Origin of the sequence: Caldimonas thermodepolymerans, from assembly GCF_015476235.1 — a bacterium.
Taxonomy (GTDB): domain Bacteria; phylum Pseudomonadota; class Gammaproteobacteria; order Burkholderiales; family Burkholderiaceae_C; genus Caldimonas; species Caldimonas thermodepolymerans.
Genome location: NZ_CP064338.1, coordinates 3,636,585 through 3,653,747 on the forward strand (window position 1 = coordinate 3,636,585; position 17,163 = coordinate 3,653,747).

The 17,163-nt window shown below is 72.3% G+C and carries 14 protein-coding genes; 4 read left to right on the top strand and 10 right to left on the bottom strand.

What is annotated here, in order from left to right; all coding sequences use genetic code 11:
* Window positions 1–38: 38 nt before the first annotated feature.
* Window positions 39–692, bottom strand: coding sequence for a cyclic nucleotide-binding domain-containing protein (locus IS481_RS17200; RefSeq protein ID WP_104356387.1), 654 nt, complete (start codon window positions 690–692; stop codon window positions 39–41).
* Between the two features lie 39 nt (window positions 693–731).
* The gene (locus IS481_RS17205) at window positions 732–1,775 is read right to left on the bottom strand and encodes a type IV pilus twitching motility protein PilT (RefSeq protein ID WP_104356388.1); all 1,044 of its coding nucleotides are present in this window, start codon (window positions 1,773–1,775) and stop codon (window positions 732–734) included.
* Between the two features lie 74 nt (window positions 1,776–1,849).
* Here IS481_RS17205 and IS481_RS17210 point away from each other — a divergent pair, with 74 nt between their 5' ends.
* Window positions 1,850–2,536 (top strand): YggS family pyridoxal phosphate-dependent enzyme, encoded by a 687-nt coding sequence (locus IS481_RS17210; RefSeq protein ID WP_104356389.1) that lies wholly within the window; start codon window positions 1,850–1,852, stop codon window positions 2,534–2,536.
* A gap of 15 nt (window positions 2,537–2,551) precedes the next feature.
* Here the strand turns inward: IS481_RS17210 and IS481_RS17215 are convergent, their stop codons facing one another.
* Complete coding sequence (locus IS481_RS17215) at window positions 2,552–3,034, bottom strand: Lrp/AsnC ligand binding domain-containing protein (protein ID WP_104356390.1); 483 nt, start codon at window positions 3,032–3,034, stop codon at window positions 2,552–2,554.
* 97 nt (window positions 3,035–3,131) lie between these two features.
* Between IS481_RS17215 and IS481_RS17220 the strand changes: the two genes are divergently transcribed.
* Both IS481_RS17220 and proC read left to right on the top strand, forming a co-directional pair.
* Window positions 3,132–6,140 carry an L-glutamate gamma-semialdehyde dehydrogenase gene (locus IS481_RS17220; RefSeq protein WP_232529353.1) on the top strand — a complete coding sequence of 1,003 codons (3,009 nt, stop codon included), beginning with the start codon at window positions 3,132–3,134 and terminating at the stop codon, window positions 6,138–6,140.
* Window positions 6,141–6,157: 17 nt separating this feature from the next.
* A complete protein-coding gene (gene proC / locus IS481_RS17225; RefSeq protein WP_104356391.1) occupies window positions 6,158–6,976 on the top strand; it encodes a pyrroline-5-carboxylate reductase in 819 nt (272 codons plus the stop codon).
* A gap of 370 nt (window positions 6,977–7,346) precedes the next feature.
* Here proC and ubiA read toward each other — a convergent pair whose 3' ends face one another.
* The 4 genes from ubiA to recG form a co-directional block, all read right to left on the bottom strand.
* The gene (gene ubiA / locus IS481_RS17230) at window positions 7,347–8,207 is read right to left on the bottom strand and encodes a 4-hydroxybenzoate octaprenyltransferase (RefSeq protein WP_104356392.1); all 861 of its coding nucleotides are present in this window, start codon (window positions 8,205–8,207) and stop codon (window positions 7,347–7,349) included.
* A gap of 69 nt (window positions 8,208–8,276) precedes the next feature.
* Window positions 8,277–8,792, bottom strand: a complete 516-nt coding sequence (locus IS481_RS17235) for a Dps family protein (RefSeq protein WP_104356393.1) — start codon at window positions 8,790–8,792, stop codon at window positions 8,277–8,279.
* Between the two features lie 66 nt (window positions 8,793–8,858).
* Window positions 8,859–9,779, bottom strand: a complete 921-nt coding sequence (locus tag IS481_RS17240; protein ID WP_104356394.1) for a LysR substrate-binding domain-containing protein — start codon at window positions 9,777–9,779, stop codon at window positions 8,859–8,861.
* A gap of 108 nt (window positions 9,780–9,887) precedes the next feature.
* The gene (recG, locus tag IS481_RS17245) at window positions 9,888–11,957 is read right to left on the bottom strand and encodes an ATP-dependent DNA helicase RecG (RefSeq protein WP_114699320.1); all 2,070 of its coding nucleotides are present in this window, start codon (window positions 11,955–11,957) and stop codon (window positions 9,888–9,890) included.
* A gap of 83 nt (window positions 11,958–12,040) precedes the next feature.
* Here recG and queA point away from each other — a divergent pair, with 83 nt between their 5' ends.
* Entirely contained in the window at window positions 12,041–13,081 is a 1,041-nt protein-coding gene (gene queA, locus IS481_RS17250; protein WP_104356396.1) for a tRNA preQ1(34) S-adenosylmethionine ribosyltransferase-isomerase QueA, read from the top strand.
* A gap of 18 nt (window positions 13,082–13,099) precedes the next feature.
* On the opposite strand, the gene IS481_RS17255 is transcribed toward queA, so the two are convergent.
* The 3 genes from IS481_RS17255 to IS481_RS17265 are packed head-to-tail and all read right to left on the bottom strand — an operon-like array spanning window position 13,100 to window position 17,105.
* Complete coding sequence (locus tag IS481_RS17255; RefSeq protein WP_104356397.1) at window positions 13,100–14,749, bottom strand: YfaP family protein; 1,650 nt, start codon at window positions 14,747–14,749, stop codon at window positions 13,100–13,102.
* A gap of 38 nt (window positions 14,750–14,787) precedes the next feature.
* Window positions 14,788–16,110: a WD40 repeat domain-containing protein gene (locus IS481_RS17260; protein ID WP_104356398.1), complete on the bottom strand. Its 1,323-nt coding sequence runs from the start codon at window positions 16,108–16,110 to the stop codon at window positions 14,788–14,790.
* 50 nt (window positions 16,111–16,160) lie between these two features.
* Complete coding sequence (locus tag IS481_RS17265; RefSeq protein ID WP_104356399.1) at window positions 16,161–17,105, bottom strand: tetratricopeptide repeat protein; 945 nt, start codon at window positions 17,103–17,105, stop codon at window positions 16,161–16,163.
* Between the last annotated feature and the right edge of the window lie 58 nt (window positions 17,106–17,163).

Below are 17,163 nucleotides of genomic sequence, written 5' to 3' on the forward strand. Positions count from 1 at the left end.
CGGTGTCAGCAAACTCGAAATGATGCGCAGCGCCGTGTTCAGCTGCGCGACAGCAGCGCGCTCAGGCGGGCACTGACCTGGCGCAGGCGCAGCGACAGCCGCCGCGCCAGCGAGGCCAGCAGCGCGAGCCCGAGGCGCGGCTCCTGCATGATCATGCGATCCAGCCCCTGCGCGTCGACCACCGCGAGCACGCACGGCGTGACGGTGGTGCAGGCGGAAAAGCGCGAGCCGGCGTCGAGCAGCGACATCTCGCCCAGCATGTCACCGGCATGCGCCTCGGCCAGCCGTGCCCGGCCGCCCCAGGGCTGCACGCGGTCGACCGCGATGGTGCCGTCGAGCACGATCAGCATGTAGTCGCCCTGCTCGTCCTGCCCGATCACTTCCTTGCCGGCGGGCACCTCGACGAACTCGAGGTACTGCGCCATGCGCTCCAGCTCGTCGCGCTCCAGCGTCGCGACATAGCGGTCCACCCCCCACAGCTCGGCGAAGCGCGCGGCGCCGCGCGCGCGGTCATGGGGCTGCGCCTCCACCTCGCGGGCGCGCTCCGCCCAGGTGGCGAACCGGGCATCCTCGTCGGAACGCTCCTGGAACATGGTGGAGAAGAAGCCGGAGTCTTCGCCGCTGGCTGCCGCGGAAGCCGGTTGCGAAGGGGTGGAAGCGCCGCCTTTGAGTTTCTCGATCAGCTTTTTCATGGGGGATGCTTGCACTCGCGGGCGGCCGCGCCCGGCGCGTCAGCCGGGGAAGTTCTCCGGGAACTTGGCCTTGGCGCGCGCTTCGGCCGGCGAAATCAGGTTGCGGCGCACCAGGTCGGACAGGCACTGGTCCAGCGTCTGCATGCCCATGCTGTTGCCGGTCTGGATCGCGGAGTACATCTGCGCGATCTTGTTCTCGCGGATCAGGTTGCGGATGGCCGCCGTGCCCAGCATGATCTCGTGCGCCGCGATGCGGCCCGAGCCGTCCTTGAGCTTGCACAGCGTCTGCGAGATCACCGCGACCAGCGACTCGGACAGCATCGCGCGCACCATCTCCTTCTCGGCCGCGGGGAACACGTCGACGATGCGGTCGATGGTCTTGGCCGCGCTCGAAGTGTGCAGCGTGCCGAACACCAGGTGGCCGGTCTCGGCCGCGGTCAGCGCCAGGCGGATGGTCTCCAGGTCGCGCATCTCGCCCACCAGGATCGCGTCCGGGTCCTCGCGCAGCGCCGAGCGCAGCGCGTTGGCGAAGCTCAGCGTGTGCGGGCCCACCTCGCGCTGGTTGACCAGGCACTTCTTGGATTCGTGCACGAACTCGATCGGGTCCTCCACCGTCAGCACGTGGCCGTACTGGTTCTCGTTGAGGTGGTTGATCATCGCCGCCAGGGTGGTGGACTTGCCGGAGCCGGTCGGCCCGGTCACCAGCACCAGGCCGCGCGGCTTGAGCGCGAGCTCGGCGAACACCTTGGGCGCGTTGAGCTGCTCGAGCGTGAGGATCTTGGACGGGATGGTCCGGAACACGGCGCCCGCGCCCCGGTTCTGGTTGAACGCGTTGACGCGGAAGCGCGCCAGCCCCTGGATCTCGAACGAGAAGTCGCACTCCAGCGTCTCCTCGTAGGCCTTGCGCTGGGCGTCGTTCATGATGTCGTACACCATGTCGTGGACCTGCTTGTGGTCCAGCGGGTCGACATTGATGCGACGCACGTCGCCATGCACGCGAATCATCGGCGGCAGGCCGGCAGACAGGTGCAGGTCGGATGCCTTGTTCTTGACCGAGAAGGCCAGCAGCTGGGTGATGTCCATGTGTGCTCTTGCCGGCGGGCACCGCCGTACGGAAATGCGCGTAGGGCCAGGGAAGGCAGTAAGCTCGCGCCATTATGGCGACGATCGCGGAGAACATACAACAAGTGCGCCAGCGCATCGCGGCGGCCTGCGCGCAGGCCGGGCGCGACGTGCAAAGCGTCACGCTGCTGGCAGTGAGCAAGACCTTCCCGGCCGAGGCCGTGCGCGAGGCCATCGACGCGGGGCTGACGCGCTTCGGCGAGAACTACGTGCAGGAAGGCGTCGAGAAGATCGGCGCGCTGGCCGGGCTGCGCGAGCGCCTCGAATGGCACCTGATCGGCCCGCTGCAGAGCAACAAGACCCGGGTGGTCGCGGAGCACTTCGACTGGGTGCACTCGGTGGACCGGCTCAAGATCGCCGAGCGCCTGTCGGCGCAGCGCCCCCCCCACCTGCCGCCGCTGCAGCTGTGCCTGCAGGTGAACATCAGCGGCGAGGCGACCAAGAGCGGCATCGCGCCCGAGGCGGTGCGCGAGCTGGCGCTGCAGGTGTCGCGGCTGCCGCACGTGCGGCTGCGCGGGCTGATGGCGATTCCCGAACCGGCCGCCGATGCGCAGGCCCAGCGCCGTCCGCACCGCGCGCTGCGCGAGCTGCTCGACGCGCTGAACCGCGAAGGGCTGGGGCTGGACACGCTGTCGATGGGCATGACCGCCGACCTGGAAGCGGCGATCCTCGAGGGCGCCACCATCGTGCGCGTGGGCACCGCGATCTTCGGCAGGCGCTGACCGGCAGGTGCCGGGTCAGATCGGCAGCATGGTGGTGTTCTTGACCTCCTCCATCACCGCGTAGGTGTGGGTCTCGCGCACGCCGGGCAGCGACCAGATCACCGAGCCGATCAGTTCGCGGTAGGCCTGCATGTCGGCCACGCGGGTCTTGATGAGGTAGTCGAAGCCGCCGGCCACCAGGTGGCATTCGAGGATCTCGGGCCGCGCCTGCACCGCGGCCTTGAAGGCGTTCATCACGTCGGGGGTGGTGCGGTCGAGCACCACCTCGACGAACACCATCATGCCGGCAGCGAGCTTCTGCGGGTTGAGCCGCGCCTCGTAGCCGAGGATGTAGCCGTCGCGGGTCAGGCGCTTGACGCGCTCGAGCACCGCCGTCGGAGACAGGTGCACGGCCTCGGCGAGCTTGAGGTTGGCGATGCGACCATCCTGCTGCAGCACACGCAGGATCTTGCGGTCGATCTTGTCGAGGTCGTTGACGTCGCTGCCCCCGTTCTTCATCCTTGATTTTCCCCCGTCGGCGACCTATTGAATGGTGAATGATGCTAGGAGATCCCCCCTAACCTAGCAAGTCATCCAAAACCCTGAGGCGAGGACGATGGCTGCCGACACCCCGTTCCCGACGCCGCCCGAGCGCATGCGCCTGCCGCGGCCCGACCGTCCCGAAGCCGACGTGGTGCAGGCCCTGCTGCGACAGCCCGCGCTGCGCTGGGACGCCGTGCGGCAGGCGGCCACGCCCTGGGTGCAGGCGGTGCGCGAGCACCCGGCGCCGTTCTGGGCGATGGAGTCGCTGCTCAAGGAGTACCCGTTGTCGCGCCCCGAAGGGCTGGCGCTGATGCGGCTGGCCGAGGCCCTGCTGCGCGTGCCGGACGTCGAGACCGCGATGGCGCTGGCCGCCGACCAGCTGGGCCGCGCCCGCTTCGACGCCGGCGGCGGCAGCGCGCACCCGCTGCTGGCCGGGCTGTCGGCGCGCGTGCTGGAGCTCGGCCGCCGGCTGCTGCCGGCCGAAGGCAGCGCGCCCGGCCTGCTGCAGCGCCTGGGTGCGCAGACGGTGGTGGCCGCCGCGGTGCGCGCGCTGCAGCTGCTGGGACGGCAGTTCGTGCTCGGCCGCCACATCGACGAGGCCCTGCACGAGGCGCAGGCGCAGCGCGCCGGGCAGCCGGCGCTGCGCTTCAGCTTCGACATGCTGGGCGAAGGCGCGCGCACCGGGCGCGACGCCGAGCGCTACCTCGCGGCCTACCACCATGCGATCGAACGCATCGCCCGCGAGCAGCCGGCCGATGCCGCGCCCGAGCAGGCCGACGGCATCTCGATCAAGCTCAGCGCCCTGCACCCGCGCTACGAGCCGGCGCAGCGCCAGCGGCTGTTCGCCGAACTGCTGCCGCGCCTGTGGACGCTGGTCGAGCGCGCCGCGCGCGCGAACATGAACCTCACCATCGACGCCGAGGAAAGCGAGCGGCTGGAGCTGTCGCTGGACCTGTTCGAGGCGCTGGCCGCGCGGGTCGCGCAGGCCTGGCCGCAGTGGCAGGGCCTGGGGCTGGCGGTGCAGGCCTACCAGACCCGTTCGCTGGAGGTGGTGCAGGAGGTCGCGCGCCTGGCCGCGGCGTACCGGCTGCGCCTGATGGTGCGCCTGGTCAAGGGCGCGTACTGGGACGACGAGATCAAGCGCGCGCAGGAGCTGGGCCTGGCCGGCTACCCGGTGTACACCCGCAAGCAGCACACCGACCTCGCCTACCTCGCCTGCGCGCGCGTGCTGCTGGACCACGCGCCGCAGGTCTTTCCGCAGTTCGCGACGCACAACGCCGGCACGATCGCCGCGGTGCTGCAGATGGCGCGCGAGCGCGGTGCCGCCTTCGAGATGCAGCGCCTGCACGGCATGGGCGAAGGCATCTACCGCGAGGTGCTCAAGCGCGAGCCGGTCGCGCTGCGCGTCTACGCGCCGGTGGGCGAGCACCGCGACCTGCTCGCCTACCTGGTGCGCCGCCTGCTGGAAAACGGCGCGAACTCGTCCTTCGTGCACCAGCTGGCCGACGCGCGCGTGCCGCTCGACGCCCTGCTGGTCTCGCCGTTCAACCTGCAAGGCGATCCCGGCCTGCCGCTGCCTGCGGCGCTGTACGGCCCGGCACGCCCCAACTCGGCAAGCGTGGACCTCGCCTGCCTGGCCGACCGCGAGCCGCTGTACGCCACGGCCCGCGACACGGCCGTGCCCACGGTGCCCGAGGCGGATGCCGCGGCCGTCGACGCCGCAATGCAGCGGCTGCACGCCGGCTTCGCGCGCTGGGACGCCACCCCGGTGGCCGGGCGCGGCGCAGCGCTGCGCCGCGCCGCCGAGGCGCTGGAGGCGCGCCGGGCCGAGTTCTGCGGGCTGCTGGTGCGCGAGGCCCGCAAAGTGATGGCCGATGCGGTGGCCGAGGTGCGCGAGGCGGTCGACTTCCTGCGCTACTACGCGGCCGAGGCCGAGCAGCGCTTCGCCCCGCTCGCCCTGCCCGGGCCGACCGGCGAGTCGAACGAGCTGCGCCTGCGCGGGCGCGGCGTGTTCGTCTGCATCAGCCCGTGGAACTTCCCGCTGGCGATCTTCACCGGCCAGGTGGCCGCCGCCCTGGTGGCCGGCAACAGCGTGGCGGCCAAGCCGGCCGAGCAGACGCCGGCGGTGGCGCAGCGCATGGTCGCGCTGCTGCATGGCTGCGGCGTGCCGGAAGACGCGCTGCAGCTGCTGCACGGCCCGGGCGAGACGGTGGGCGCGGCGCTGGTGCGCGACGCGCGCTGCGCGGGCGTGGCCTTCACCGGCTCGACCGAAGTGGCCAAGGCGATCCAGCGCAGCCTGGCCGACAAGGACGGCCCCATCGTGCCGCTGATCGCCGAAACCGGCGGCATCAACGCGATGCTGGTCGACTCCACCGCCCTGCCCGAGCAGGTGGTCGATGCGGTGATCCAGAGCGCATTCCGCTCCGCCGGCCAGCGCTGCTCGGCGCTGCGCCTGCTGTGCCTGCACGTGCACATCGCCGATGCCGTGCTGCGGATGCTGGCCGGCGCGATGCAGGAACTGGTGGTGGGCGACCCGCTGCAACGGTCCACCGACGTCGGCCCGGTGATCGACGCCCAGGCGCACGCGGCGCTGGCCCGCCATGTCGCGCGGCTGGATGCACAGGCGCGCCTGGTCGCGCGCACGCCGCTGCCCGCAGGGCTGGCCGGCGATCACCTCGCGCCGGTGGCCTACGAGGTGCGCGACATCGCCGAGGTGCGCGAGGAGGTGTTCGGCCCGGTGCTGCACGTGGTGCGCTGGGGCTCGGGCGAACTGGCCACGCCCGAGGCGGTGATCGACCGCGTCAACGCGCTGGGCTACGGTCTGACGCTGGGCGTGCAGACCCGCATCGAAGGCCGTGCACTGCAGGTCGCGCAGCGGGCGCGGGTCGGCAACGTCTACGTCAACCGCAACATGATCGGCGCGGTGGTCGGCGTGCAGCCCTTCGGCGGCGAGGGCCTGAGCGGCACCGGTCCCAAGGCCGGCGGGCCGCACTACCTGCTGCGCTTCGCCAGCGAGCAGACCCTGACCATCAACACCGCGGCCGCGGGCGGCAACGCGGCGCTGCTCGCCGGCGGCCGTTGATACGTACACTGCCGGGCATGGACACGTCGACTGCAATTGCCTTCATCGGCGGCGGCAACATGGCCTCCGCCCTCATCGGCGGGCTGCGCGCCAGCGGCCACGCCGCCTCGGACCTCATCGTCATCGAGCCCAGCGCCGAGCAGCGCGAGCGGCTGGCCCGGCAGTACGGCGTGCAGGCGCTGGCCGCCGCCGGCCCGGAGCTGGCGCGCGCCGGCACCGTGGTGTGGGCGGTCAAGCCCCAGCTGTTCAAGGCCGCGGCCGAGCCCTGCCGCGCACACCTGCCGCCGGCGCTGCACCTGAGCGTGATGGCCGGCATCCGCAGCGACGCGATCGTCGCGGCCACCGGCAGCGTGCGCGTGGTGCGCGCGATGCCCAACACGCCGGCATTGATCGGCCAGGGCATCTCGGGGCTGTACGCGCGCCCGGAGGTGTCGGCCGGGGAACGCGAGGCGGTGGCGCAGCTGATGGCCCCCACCGGCCGCACCGTGTGGGTGGCGCAGGAGGCCGAGCTGGATGCGGTGACGGCGCTGTCGGGCTCGGGCCCGGCCTATGTCTTCTACTTCATCGAGGCGATGATCGAGGCCGCGCAGGCCATGGGCCTGAGTGCGGACCAGGGCCGCGAGCTGGCGCTGGCCACCTTCGCCGGCGCGACGGAACTGGCGCGCCGCTCGGACGAGCCGCCCGAGGTGCTGCGCGAGCGCGTGACCTCCAAGGGCGGCACCACCTATGCCGCGCTGACCTCGATGGAGGCCGCGCAGGTCAAGCACGCCTTCATCCAGGCCATGCAGGCAGCCCGCCAGCGCGCCCAGGAGCTGGGCGACGAGTTCGGGCGCTGAATCCCGGCCGCACAGAAAAAGACGCGCCCGGCAGGCGTGAACCTGCAAGGCGCGTCGCAACGCGCGGTGCCCTGCCGCAATGAGAGCATCGGCCGAAGGATGCACCAGCGCCCGGGCCCGCAGTGCCCGCGCTTGTCGTCCCGGCAGGCGGCCTCCCTGGCATGGCTGCGGGCCAAGGCGAGGCGTTGAACCTCTCGCAAGCCACATGCCATGCCGGATGGCCCATCCGGGTGCACATTCGCGTCGTTGCGGGCAGCGCACCCGCAGGGTGGGCGGGCATTGCGCAGCGCGCCACAAGAATCCGACACGCGCGGCTACATGTGCCCGTCCAGGCTGGTGCAGCGCGAGGAAACGGTGCGCGTGCGCCGCGTCAGGCGCAGGCCGCGACCACCCCGACGAAGACGGCGAAGCCGACCCAGTGGTTGAGCCGGAAGGCACGGAAGCAGCCCTCGCGGGTGCGCCCGCGGATCAGCTGGTAGTGCCAGGCGACCTGCGCCGCGGCGGCCAGCAGGCCGAGCGCATAGGGCCAGCGCAGCTGCAGGTGCCAGCCGATCGCGCCCCAGGTGAGGAGGTAGGCGACGTACAGCGCCATCACCGCGACGACGTCATGGCGCCCGAAGGTGATCGCCGAGGTGCGGATGCCGATCCTGAGGTCGTCGTCGCGGTCGACCATCGCGTACTCGGTGTCGTAGGCGATGACCCAGAACAGGTTGCCCAGCAGCAGCAGCCAGGCCAGCGCCGGCACCTGGTCCTGCACCGCGGCGAAGGCCATCGGGATGCCGAAGCTGAAGGCCACCCCGAGCACCGCCTGCGGCATCGAGAAGAAGCGCTTGGTGTACGGGTAGACGAGGGTGACGGCCAGCGCGACGAAGGACCACAGCACGGTGGTCCGGTTGGTCGTCAGCACCAGCGCGAACGAGACCAGCGCCAGCACGGCGCCCACGGCCAGCGCCTCGCGCGGCGAGACGGCGCCGCTGGTCACCGGGCGGTCGGTGGTGCGCTTGACGTGGCGGTCGAACTCGCGGTCGGCCACGTCGTTGACCGCGCAGCCGGCCGAGCGCATCAGGAAGGTGCCGAGCGTGAAGACGGCCAGCAAATGCCAGCCCGGGAAGCCGCCGGCGGCGATCCACAGGGCGGCCAGCGTCGGCCACAGCAGCAGCAGCGAGCCGACCGGCTTGTCCCAGCGGATGAGTTGCAGGTAGAGCGGAAACTTCAGGTGCAGCGTGGACATGCCGCGAGTTTAGAACCGCGGCGCCCAGCGCGCCCGGGGGCCCGGGCCGCGACGGCCCGGGCGGCGCGATCAGCTCTCGAGCAGGCTGCGCAGCATCCAGGCGGCCTTCTCGTGCACGTCCAGGCGCTGCGTCAGCAGGTCGGAGGTCGGCTCGTCGTTGGCCTTGTCGACCAGCGGGAACAGGTTGCGGGCGGTGCGCGCCACGCCTTCGTTGCCGACCACCAGGATGCGGATCATCTCCTCGGCCTTGGGCGGCTGGCTCGGCACGTCCGGCAGCGAGGTCAGCTTGCCGAAGTCCTTGTAGGAGGCCACCGCGACGTGGCCCAGCGCGCGGATGCGCTCGGCGATCGGGTCGACGGCGTTCCACAGCTCGGTGTACTGGGTCATGAACATCGCGTGCAGCGTGTTGAACATGGGCCCGGTCACGTTCCAGTGGAAGTTGTGGGTGGTCAGGTACAGCGTGTAGGTGTCGGCCAGCAGGCGGTTCAGGCCTTCGGCGATCGCGGCGCGGTCCTTGTCGGAAATGCCGATGTTGACCTGCGGTACGCCGGTCGCGGCGGCCTTGTTCTTGCTCTTGGTTGCCATGGGGGTCTTGCTCCTGGGGGTGGTTGAGGAATGAGGTCAGTCTATGCCAATGGTGCCGCGCCTGCATCACGAAAGCCGGCGCACGCCCGGCAGCTCGCAGGCGTAGATCGCGTTGCGCAGCGCCGCGATCGCCTCGTAGCGGGTGAAGGTGCGCCGCCAGGCCAGCACCACGCGGCGCGTGGGCGTCGGCTCGGCAAAGGGAATGTAGGCCACGTGCGGGTGCGGTTCCTTGGGCACGCTCAACTGCGGCACGACGGTCACGCCCATGCCGGAGGCCACCATGTGCTTGATGGTCTCCAGCGACGAGCCTTCGAAGCTCTTGCGGATGCCTTCGGCGTCGCTGGAGAAGCGCGCGAACTCGGGGCAGACCTCCAGCACGTGGTCGCGGAAGCAGTGCCCGGTGCCCAGCAGCAGCATGGTCTCGCGCTTGAGCTCCTCGGAGGCGATGCGCTCGCGCTGCGCGAGCGGATGGCTGCGCGGCACGGCCACCATGAACGGCTCGTCGTACAGGGGCGCCAGCGCCAGCCCGGTGTCGGGGAAGGGCTCGGCCATGATGGCAGCGTCCAGCTCGCCGGTGCGCAGCATCTCCAGCAGCTTGACGGTGAAGTTCTCCTGCAGCATCAGCGGCATCTGCGGCACCCGCTCGATGGTCTGCTTGACCAGGTCGGGCAGCAGGTAGGGCGCGACGGTGTAGATCACGCCCAGGCGCAGCGGGCCGGCCAGCGGGTCCTTGCCGCGCTTGGCGATCTCCTTGATCGCGGCGGCCTGGTCGAGCACGGCCTGGGCCTGGCGCACGATCTCCTCGCCCAGCGGCGTCACGGTCACCTCGGAGGCACCGCGCTCGAAGATCTTGACGTCCAGCTCGTCCTCGAGCTTCTTGACCGCGACGCTCAGGGTCGGCTGCGACACGAAGCAGGCTTCCGCCGCCCGCCCAAAGTGCCGCTCGCGAGCGACAGCGACGATGTAGCGCAGTTCGGTCAGGGTCATGACGTCTCTCCCGTGCCGGGGGCAAGCAAAAAACTATCGCAAGGATGGCGCGATTGTGCGCGCACCGGCCAGGGTACCGGTAGTGCGGGGGTACTCCCCTGACCGGGCTCAGGCCTTGAGGTACTCGGACCTGCCGCCCAGCCAGCGGGCCACGTGGGCCGCGGCGGCCTGCGGGTGGCGCTCGAGCAGCAGCTGCGCGGCGCTGCGTGCGCGCGCCACCCAGGGCGCGTCCTCCTGCAGGTCGGCAAAGCGCAGCAGCGGCGCGCCGGACTGGCGCGCGCCGAGGAACTCGCCCGGGCCGCGGATCTCCAGGTCGCGGCGCGCGATCTCGAAGCCGTCGTTGGTCTCGACCATGGCCTTCAGGCGCGCCTTGCCGGTGTCCGACAGCGGCGGGGTGTACAGCAGCACGCACACGCTGGCCACCGCGCCGCGGCCGACCCGCCCGCGCAGCTGGTGCAGCTGCGACAGCCCGAAGCGCTCGGCGTGCTCGATCACCATCAGGCTGGCGTTGGGCACGTCCACGCCGACCTCGATCACGGTGGTGGAGACCAGCACGCTCATCTGCCCCTGGCTGAACAGCGACATCACCGCGGCCTTCTCGGCCGGCGGCATGCGCCCGTGCAGCAGCCCGACCATGTGCCCGGACAGGGCCTCGCTCAGCTGCGCGTGGGTCTCGGTGGCGTTCTGCAGGTCCAGCTTCTCGCTTTCCTCGATCAGCGGGCAGACCCAGTAGACCTGCCGGCCCTGCCCGACCTCGTGGCGGATGCGCTCGATCACCTCGGCGCGCCGGGCGTCGGAGAACACCTTGGTGACGATGGGCATGCGCCCGGGCGGCAGCTCGTCGATGGTGCTGACGTCCAGGTCCGCGTAGTAGGTCATCGCCAGGGTGCGCGGGATCGGCGTGGCGCTCATCATCAGCAGGTGCGGCTCCAGCCCGCGGCCCTGCAGCTTCTGGCGCAGCTGCAGGCGCTGCTGCACGCCGAAGCGGTGCTGCTCGTCGATGATGGCCAGGCCCAGCCGGGCGAACTCGACCTGGTCCTGGATCACCGCATGGGTGCCGACCACCAGCGAGGCGGCGCCGCTGGCCACGCGCTCGAGCATCTCGCGGCGCGCGCGGCCCTTCTGGCTGCCGGTCAGCCAGGCCACGCCCACGCCCAGCGGCTCCAGCCAGCCGACCAGCTTGCGGAAATGCTGCTCGGCCAGAATCTCGGTGGGCGCCATCAGCGCGCACTGCCAGCCCGCGCCGACGGCCACCGCCGCGGCCAGCGCCGCCACCACCGTCTTGCCGGAGCCGACGTCGCCCTGCAGCAGCCGGTGCATGGGCTGCGGGCGGGCCAGGTCCTGCGCGATCTCCTCGACCACGCGGCGCTGCGCCTCGGTGAGCCGGAACGGCAGCGCGGCGAGCAGCCGCTCGTGCAGCCCCTCGCGTTCGGCGCGCAGCGGCGGCGCCTGCAGGCGCGCGCGCTCGCGCTGGGCCTGCAGCTGCGACAGCTGCTGGGCCAGCAGCTCCTCGAACTTGAGCCGCAGCCAGGCGGGGTGGCTGCGGTCCTCCAGCGTCGCGAGCGACACCCTGGGCGACGGATGGTGCAGGAAGTGCAGCGCCTCGCGCAGCGTCGGCAGGCCGGGCGGCACCACCTCGGGCGGCAACACCTCGGACAGGTCGGCACGCGCCAGCGCCGCGCCCACCGCCTTGCGCAGGTAGGCCTGCGGCAGCTGGGCCGAGGCCGGGTAGACCGGCGTCAGCGCCTCGGCCAGCGGGGTGTCGGGCGTGACCGCCTTGAAGCTCGGGTGCACCATCTCGCGGCCGAGGAAGCCGCCGCGCAGCTCGCCGCGCGCGCGGATGCGCTGGCCCACCGCGAGCGTCTTCTGGTGCGAGGGGTAGAAGCTGAAGAAGCGCAGCCGCACGGTGTCGCTGCCGTCGTCCAGCGTGACGACCAGCTGGCGGCGCGGGCGCAGGCTGACCTGGCTGTCGGTCACCACGCCCTCGACCTGCACCGTGTCGCCGTCGCGCGCGTCGGCCAGCCGGGTGATGCGCGTCTCGTCCTCGTAGCGCAGCGGCAGGTGCAGCGCAAGGTCGATGTCGCGCACCAGGCCGAGCTTCTCCAGCGCCTTCTGCGGCGCGGACTTCTCGCGCTTGGCGGCAGGGGGGGAATCCGGGGCCGACGACATGGCCTGCATTCTGCCCGCGCCCGGCGGGGCCGGCGCGTGAGGGACAATCGCCGCTTCTTCCACGGGAACGGGTCCGTCCGGCCCTCCATCCGATGCAACGCACCTACACCCTGAGCGACTTCGACTTCGCTCTGCCTGCCGAACTCATCGCCCAGCATCCGGCCCCGCAGCGCAGCGCCTCGCGCCTGCTGGACGCCACCGGGGACGCCCCCGCCGACCGCGTGTTCCGCGACCTGCCGCAACGCCTCGCGCCCGGCGACCTGCTGGTGTTCAACGACACCCGCGTCATCAAGGCGCGCCTGTACGGCGCCAAGGCCACCGGCGGCAGCGTCGAGGCACTGGTCGAGCGCATCCTGCCCGGCCACGAGGTGCTGGCACACCTGCGCGCGAGCAAGTCGCCGCGCCCGGGCACGGTGGTGCGCTTCGCCGGGACCTTCGACGCCGAGGTGCTGGGCCGTGGCGGCCCGGACGGCGGGCTGTTCCACCTGCGCTTTCCCGACGACCCGCTGGTGCTGCTGGAGCGCCACGGCCACGTGCCGCTGCCGCCCTACATCACCCACGCCGACACCGACGAGGACGAGCGCCGCTACCAGACCGTGTTCGCCGACAAGCCGGGCGCGGTGGCCGCGCCGACCGCGGCGCTGCACTTCGACGACGCGGTGCTGCAGGGGCTGGCGCAGCGCGGCGTGCGCACCGCCAACGTGACGCTGCACGTGGGCGCGGGCACCTTCCAGCCGGTGCGCACCGAGAACCTGGCCGAGCACCGCATGCACACCGAATGGTTCGAGGTGCCGGCGGCGACCGTGCAGGCCATCGAGGCCACCCATGCGACCGGCGGCCGGGTGGTGTCGGTGGGCACCACGACGCTGCGCGCGCTGGAATCGGCCGCACGTGGCGGCGCGCTGCGCGCCGGCTGCGCCGAGACCGACATCTTCATCACGCCGGGCTTCGAGTTCCGCGTGGTGGACCTGCTGATCACCAACTTCCATCTGCCCAAGAGCACGCTGATGATGCTGGTCAGCGCCTTCGCCGGCTACGAGCGCGTCATGGCGCTGTACCGCCACGCGATCGCGCAGCGCTACCGCTTCTTCAGCTACGGCGACGCGATGCTGCTGGACCGGCGCCCGGCCTGAGGCCGGCGCCGGCCGGCGTCAGTCGAAGCTGATCCGGTCGCCGTTCTTGACGAAGCGCAGCACGCGCGCCCTCTCGCCCGAACGCGTCAGCACGCCGGTGCGCACCTGCGAGTGGCCCCCCGCGGCGTTGACCGTGACGACGTAGCGCGTCGGTTTCCTGCCGGCATGGAGCTTGACGTCCACGAAGTATGAGCCGTCCGGCGCATTGCCGTTCCAGTAGATGTTCTCGGGGCCGAAGCCGTCGCGGTCGTCGCGGTCCAGGCGCCCGCCGCTGGCGCTGGAAGGACGAGCGAAGTAGATCGTCTGGCCGCCGGGTTCGCGCACGTGCAGGTCCACGTCGGTGCCGTCGGTGTTCCACGACAGCGAGATCTGCAGCGTGCCCGAGCCCAGCTTCAGCGCCTTCAGGCACGCCTTCTCGGTGTTGCTGACCTGCCCGGCGCGGTCCTCCACCGCGAACAGCACGCAGAAGTTGCCGGCCAGCAGCTCGGTGGGCAGGCGCAGCGCGACCTCGCCGTCGCATTCGGTGCCGGCGGCGGCGCTGTCCAGGCGCAGGTGGCGGCTCGCGCCCTCGACCTGGACATAGGTGCGCCGCAGCGGCTGCCGCGCATGGCATTCGAACGGGATCTGCGCGGTGCTGCCGTTGGAGGTGGTGACCTCGCGCACCAGCGCGCGGATGCGCGGGCGGCTGTCCGGGGTGCCGCTGGCCGCCGGCAGGCCGCCGTAGGTGGCGGTGGCGCCGTCCATCGTGACCGCGCGCGACAGCGCTTGCGGGTTGCGCGGGTCGATGCCGCCCTGGCGGCCGGTGCCGGTGCCGGCGGTGCGGTCCAGCGGGTCGGCGGACGCGTCGCAGTCACCGGTCGCGCCGGCGGTGCGGTCCAGCGGATCCACCGGGCCGCCGCGGCAGCCGGCGGCCGCGCGCGGCGCCCGGCGCTCGGGCTCGTCGTCCTGCGAGGCGGGTGCCTCCTGCGGCTTGTGCCCCTTGCGCGGAGCGCACCAGGACGGCCGCAGCGCGGCCCCCCCGTCGCACACCTCGCGGATCGCGCGGCTGAGGGCGCTGGTGTTGCCCACCGAGCTGAGGTTGGCGCAGAACACCGAGGCGCCGACGATGGTCGGCGCCAGCGTCAGCTCGCCGCGCATCAGCGTCTTCGCGGTGCCGGCCGAGGCCCATGCCGGCGGCGACGCCACGCAGTGGTAGACCCGGCCCGTCCCGGTGGCATGCACCTGCGGGGCCGCGGTGTGGAACAGCTTCGCCCAGTCCGGGCTGCCCGGCACGTTGTACGACGGCGTGCCCTGCCGGGTGGGGCTGCCCGAATCCAGGCGCAGCCAGGGAAACGCGGCCACGCCGGGGGTGCGCACGCCGGCATCCATCACCACGTGCAGCTCCAGGCGCCGCGCCGCCTCGTGCAGCGCCGGCGGCAGGTTGGCCCGCCAGGCGACGGTGCCCGCTGGGGTGGCGATCGCGAAGTCGGTCACCTTCCAGTCCGCCAGCACGGCATTCACCGCGGCTTCGCCCATCAGGCTGAACAGGCGCCAGTGCAGCGTGTACTCGATGCACAGGTGGCGCAGCACGCCCTGCGGCTGGGGCGAGAAGCAGACGCGCTCCTTGTCGAACGCGCCGCGGAAGTCCGCCGCCTGGGCCGCGCCGCCGAGCAGCAGGGCCAGCACCATTGCCGGGACACCCCGCCAGCGCACGGTCGCCCCCATGCTCAGAAGCCGCTGACGTTCCACCAGCGCAGCATGCCCAGCTGGTCGCCGGAGACCAGCGTGCGGCCGTCGGGGCTGAAGGCCAGCGCCTGCACGCTGGTGACCAGCGGCGCCACCAGCCGGCCCACGGCCTGGCCGCTGCGCAGGTCGTACAGCTCGACGCGCTCGGCGCGTCCGACGGCCAGCAGCGAGGCCGAGCGCGCCAGCACGTTGGCGGCCGCCTTCGGGTCCGTGGCCAGCCGGCGCCAGGTCTTGCCGTCGCGGGGCCTCCAGGCGCCCACGGCCCGGCTGTCGCTGTCGAGGAAGTACACCGTCGAACCGTCGGCGGAGAACAGCGCGTCCGCCACCTCGCCGCGGGTGAGCAGCGCGCCCGCCTCCGCCCACGACCCGGTACGGCGCACGCTCAGCTCGCTGCCCGTGCCGGCGCGCGCGGCCACCAGCAGCTGCTGGCCGTCGTCGCTGTAGGCCAGGGCCGTGACCGGGCCCTTGAACTTCAGCAGGTTCTGGTAGCTGCGCTCGGCCAGGTCCCACAGGCGCACCTGCCCGTCGTCGCCGCCGGTGACCATCCACAGGCCGTCCGGGCTGAACGCGACCCGCCCCGTGGGCTGCGCGAGCGTCGAGCCGCGCAGCTCGACGCCGTCGACGGCGGTCCACACGCCGGCCTGCTTGGTGGTGGCGACCGCCACGTGGCGCGTCACCGGGTTCGGGGCCAGGCTGCGCACCGCCCCGTCGACCGCCCCCTCGGCCTGCCGCACGGCCCGCTCGGCGTTCCAGACGAGCAGCCGGCCGTGACGGTGCCCGCTGGCCAGCAGCCGGCCGTCGGGGCTGAAGGCCAGCGCGGCCACGCCCGCCCCCGTGCCCTGCTGGTGGCGGATCAGCGCGCGCGAACGGCTCTCGTCCTCGCGGTGCTGGCGCAGGGCCTCCTCCTGGGCCTCGCGCGCGGCCACCTCGCGGGCCTGCTGCGCCGCGGGCGCCTCGAGCTCGCCGAGCATCTCCAGCGCCTGCTGGTAGAAGCGCGCCTGGCGGCCCTGCTGGGTCAGGTAGGTCTCCAGCGCCTTCTTCGCGTCCAGGTAGCGCTGCAGCTCGGCCAGCGCACGCGCGCGGTGGTAGTGGTAGTTGACCGGCAGCGCGGCATCCAGCTTCGCCATCGCGTCCAGCGCCTTCAGCGCGCCTTCCCAGTCGCGTGCCTCGATCGCGGCCGCGGCGCGCGTGTTGAGGCGGTCGAGTTCGATCTCGGGCGGCAGCTGCGCCCAGGCGGGCGCGCTCAGGCCCAGGCTGAGGACGGCCGGCGCCAGCAGGCGCAGCAAGGTCGGCATCTTGGACATGGCAGCAGGCAATGCGGGGTGGATCGGGGCACGGCGCGTCGGGGACGCGCTCACAGGCCGGACAGCAGGCGCCGGGCTTCGGCGGCGTGCTCGCCGTTGCCGCCGGTGCGGGCCAGGTACTGCTCGAGCTTCCGGCGCGCCGCGGCGTTGCGGCGCAGCTTGACCAGCGTGTTGGCGTGCAGGAACTGGATCTCGGCCGGTGGCTCGGGATTGACCTGCTCGATGCGCTCGAAGATCTTCTGCGCCGCCTCGTGGTTGCCGGCGCGCAGCGCAGGTGCCAGGCGTGCCCGGTAGACCCGCAGCTGCTCGGCCGGCGGCAGCCACTGGTCGGCGTCGAGCTGCAGGTCGGTGACGAGGTGCCCCGGGACGCTGGCGAGCAGCGGCTCGGCCACGCCCGGCGCCTTGGCCTCGACCAGCAGGGTGGTCGGCCGCTTCGGCAGGCGCTGCGCCATCGCCGCCAGCGGCACGCGCAGCTCGCCCTCGGTGGAGGCGATGACGCGCTGCACCTCGCCCACCGGACGCTCCCTGGGGTCCAGCCCCTGCACGCGCACCGTGAACGACAGCGGCCGCTGCAGCGGCTCCAGCGGTCCGCGGCGTTCGTTGTCGGTGGAGCGCTCGTTGCGGCGCTGGGTCTGCCGTTCCTCCCACTCGCCGTATTCGCCGAAGCAGCCTTCGGTGTCGATGGCGCAGCCCAGGCCCAGCGTGGCCGCCCCGAGCGCGAGCGACACCATGTCCGGCTCGCGGGTGCGACGCCCCTCGATGCGGTAGACCTCGTAGGTCCACTGGCGTTCGACCGTGTACTGCCCGACGTCCGCCACCAGCAGCGCATCACGCGCGCGCGGCTTGGTCACCACGACGGGCTGGTCGGTGCGGCCGGGTGCCTTGCGCCACTCGCTGTACTGGCCGACCAGGACGGCGCGCTCCTGGTAGTGGACGGAGCCGCAGCCGGCCAGCACCAGCATCGCGCAGGCCAGGACGAATGCACGCAGGGACATGACAGCTTCCAGAACGGGATGACGGACAGGTTCGGAGGGCCTGGCGTGCGGTGCGCGG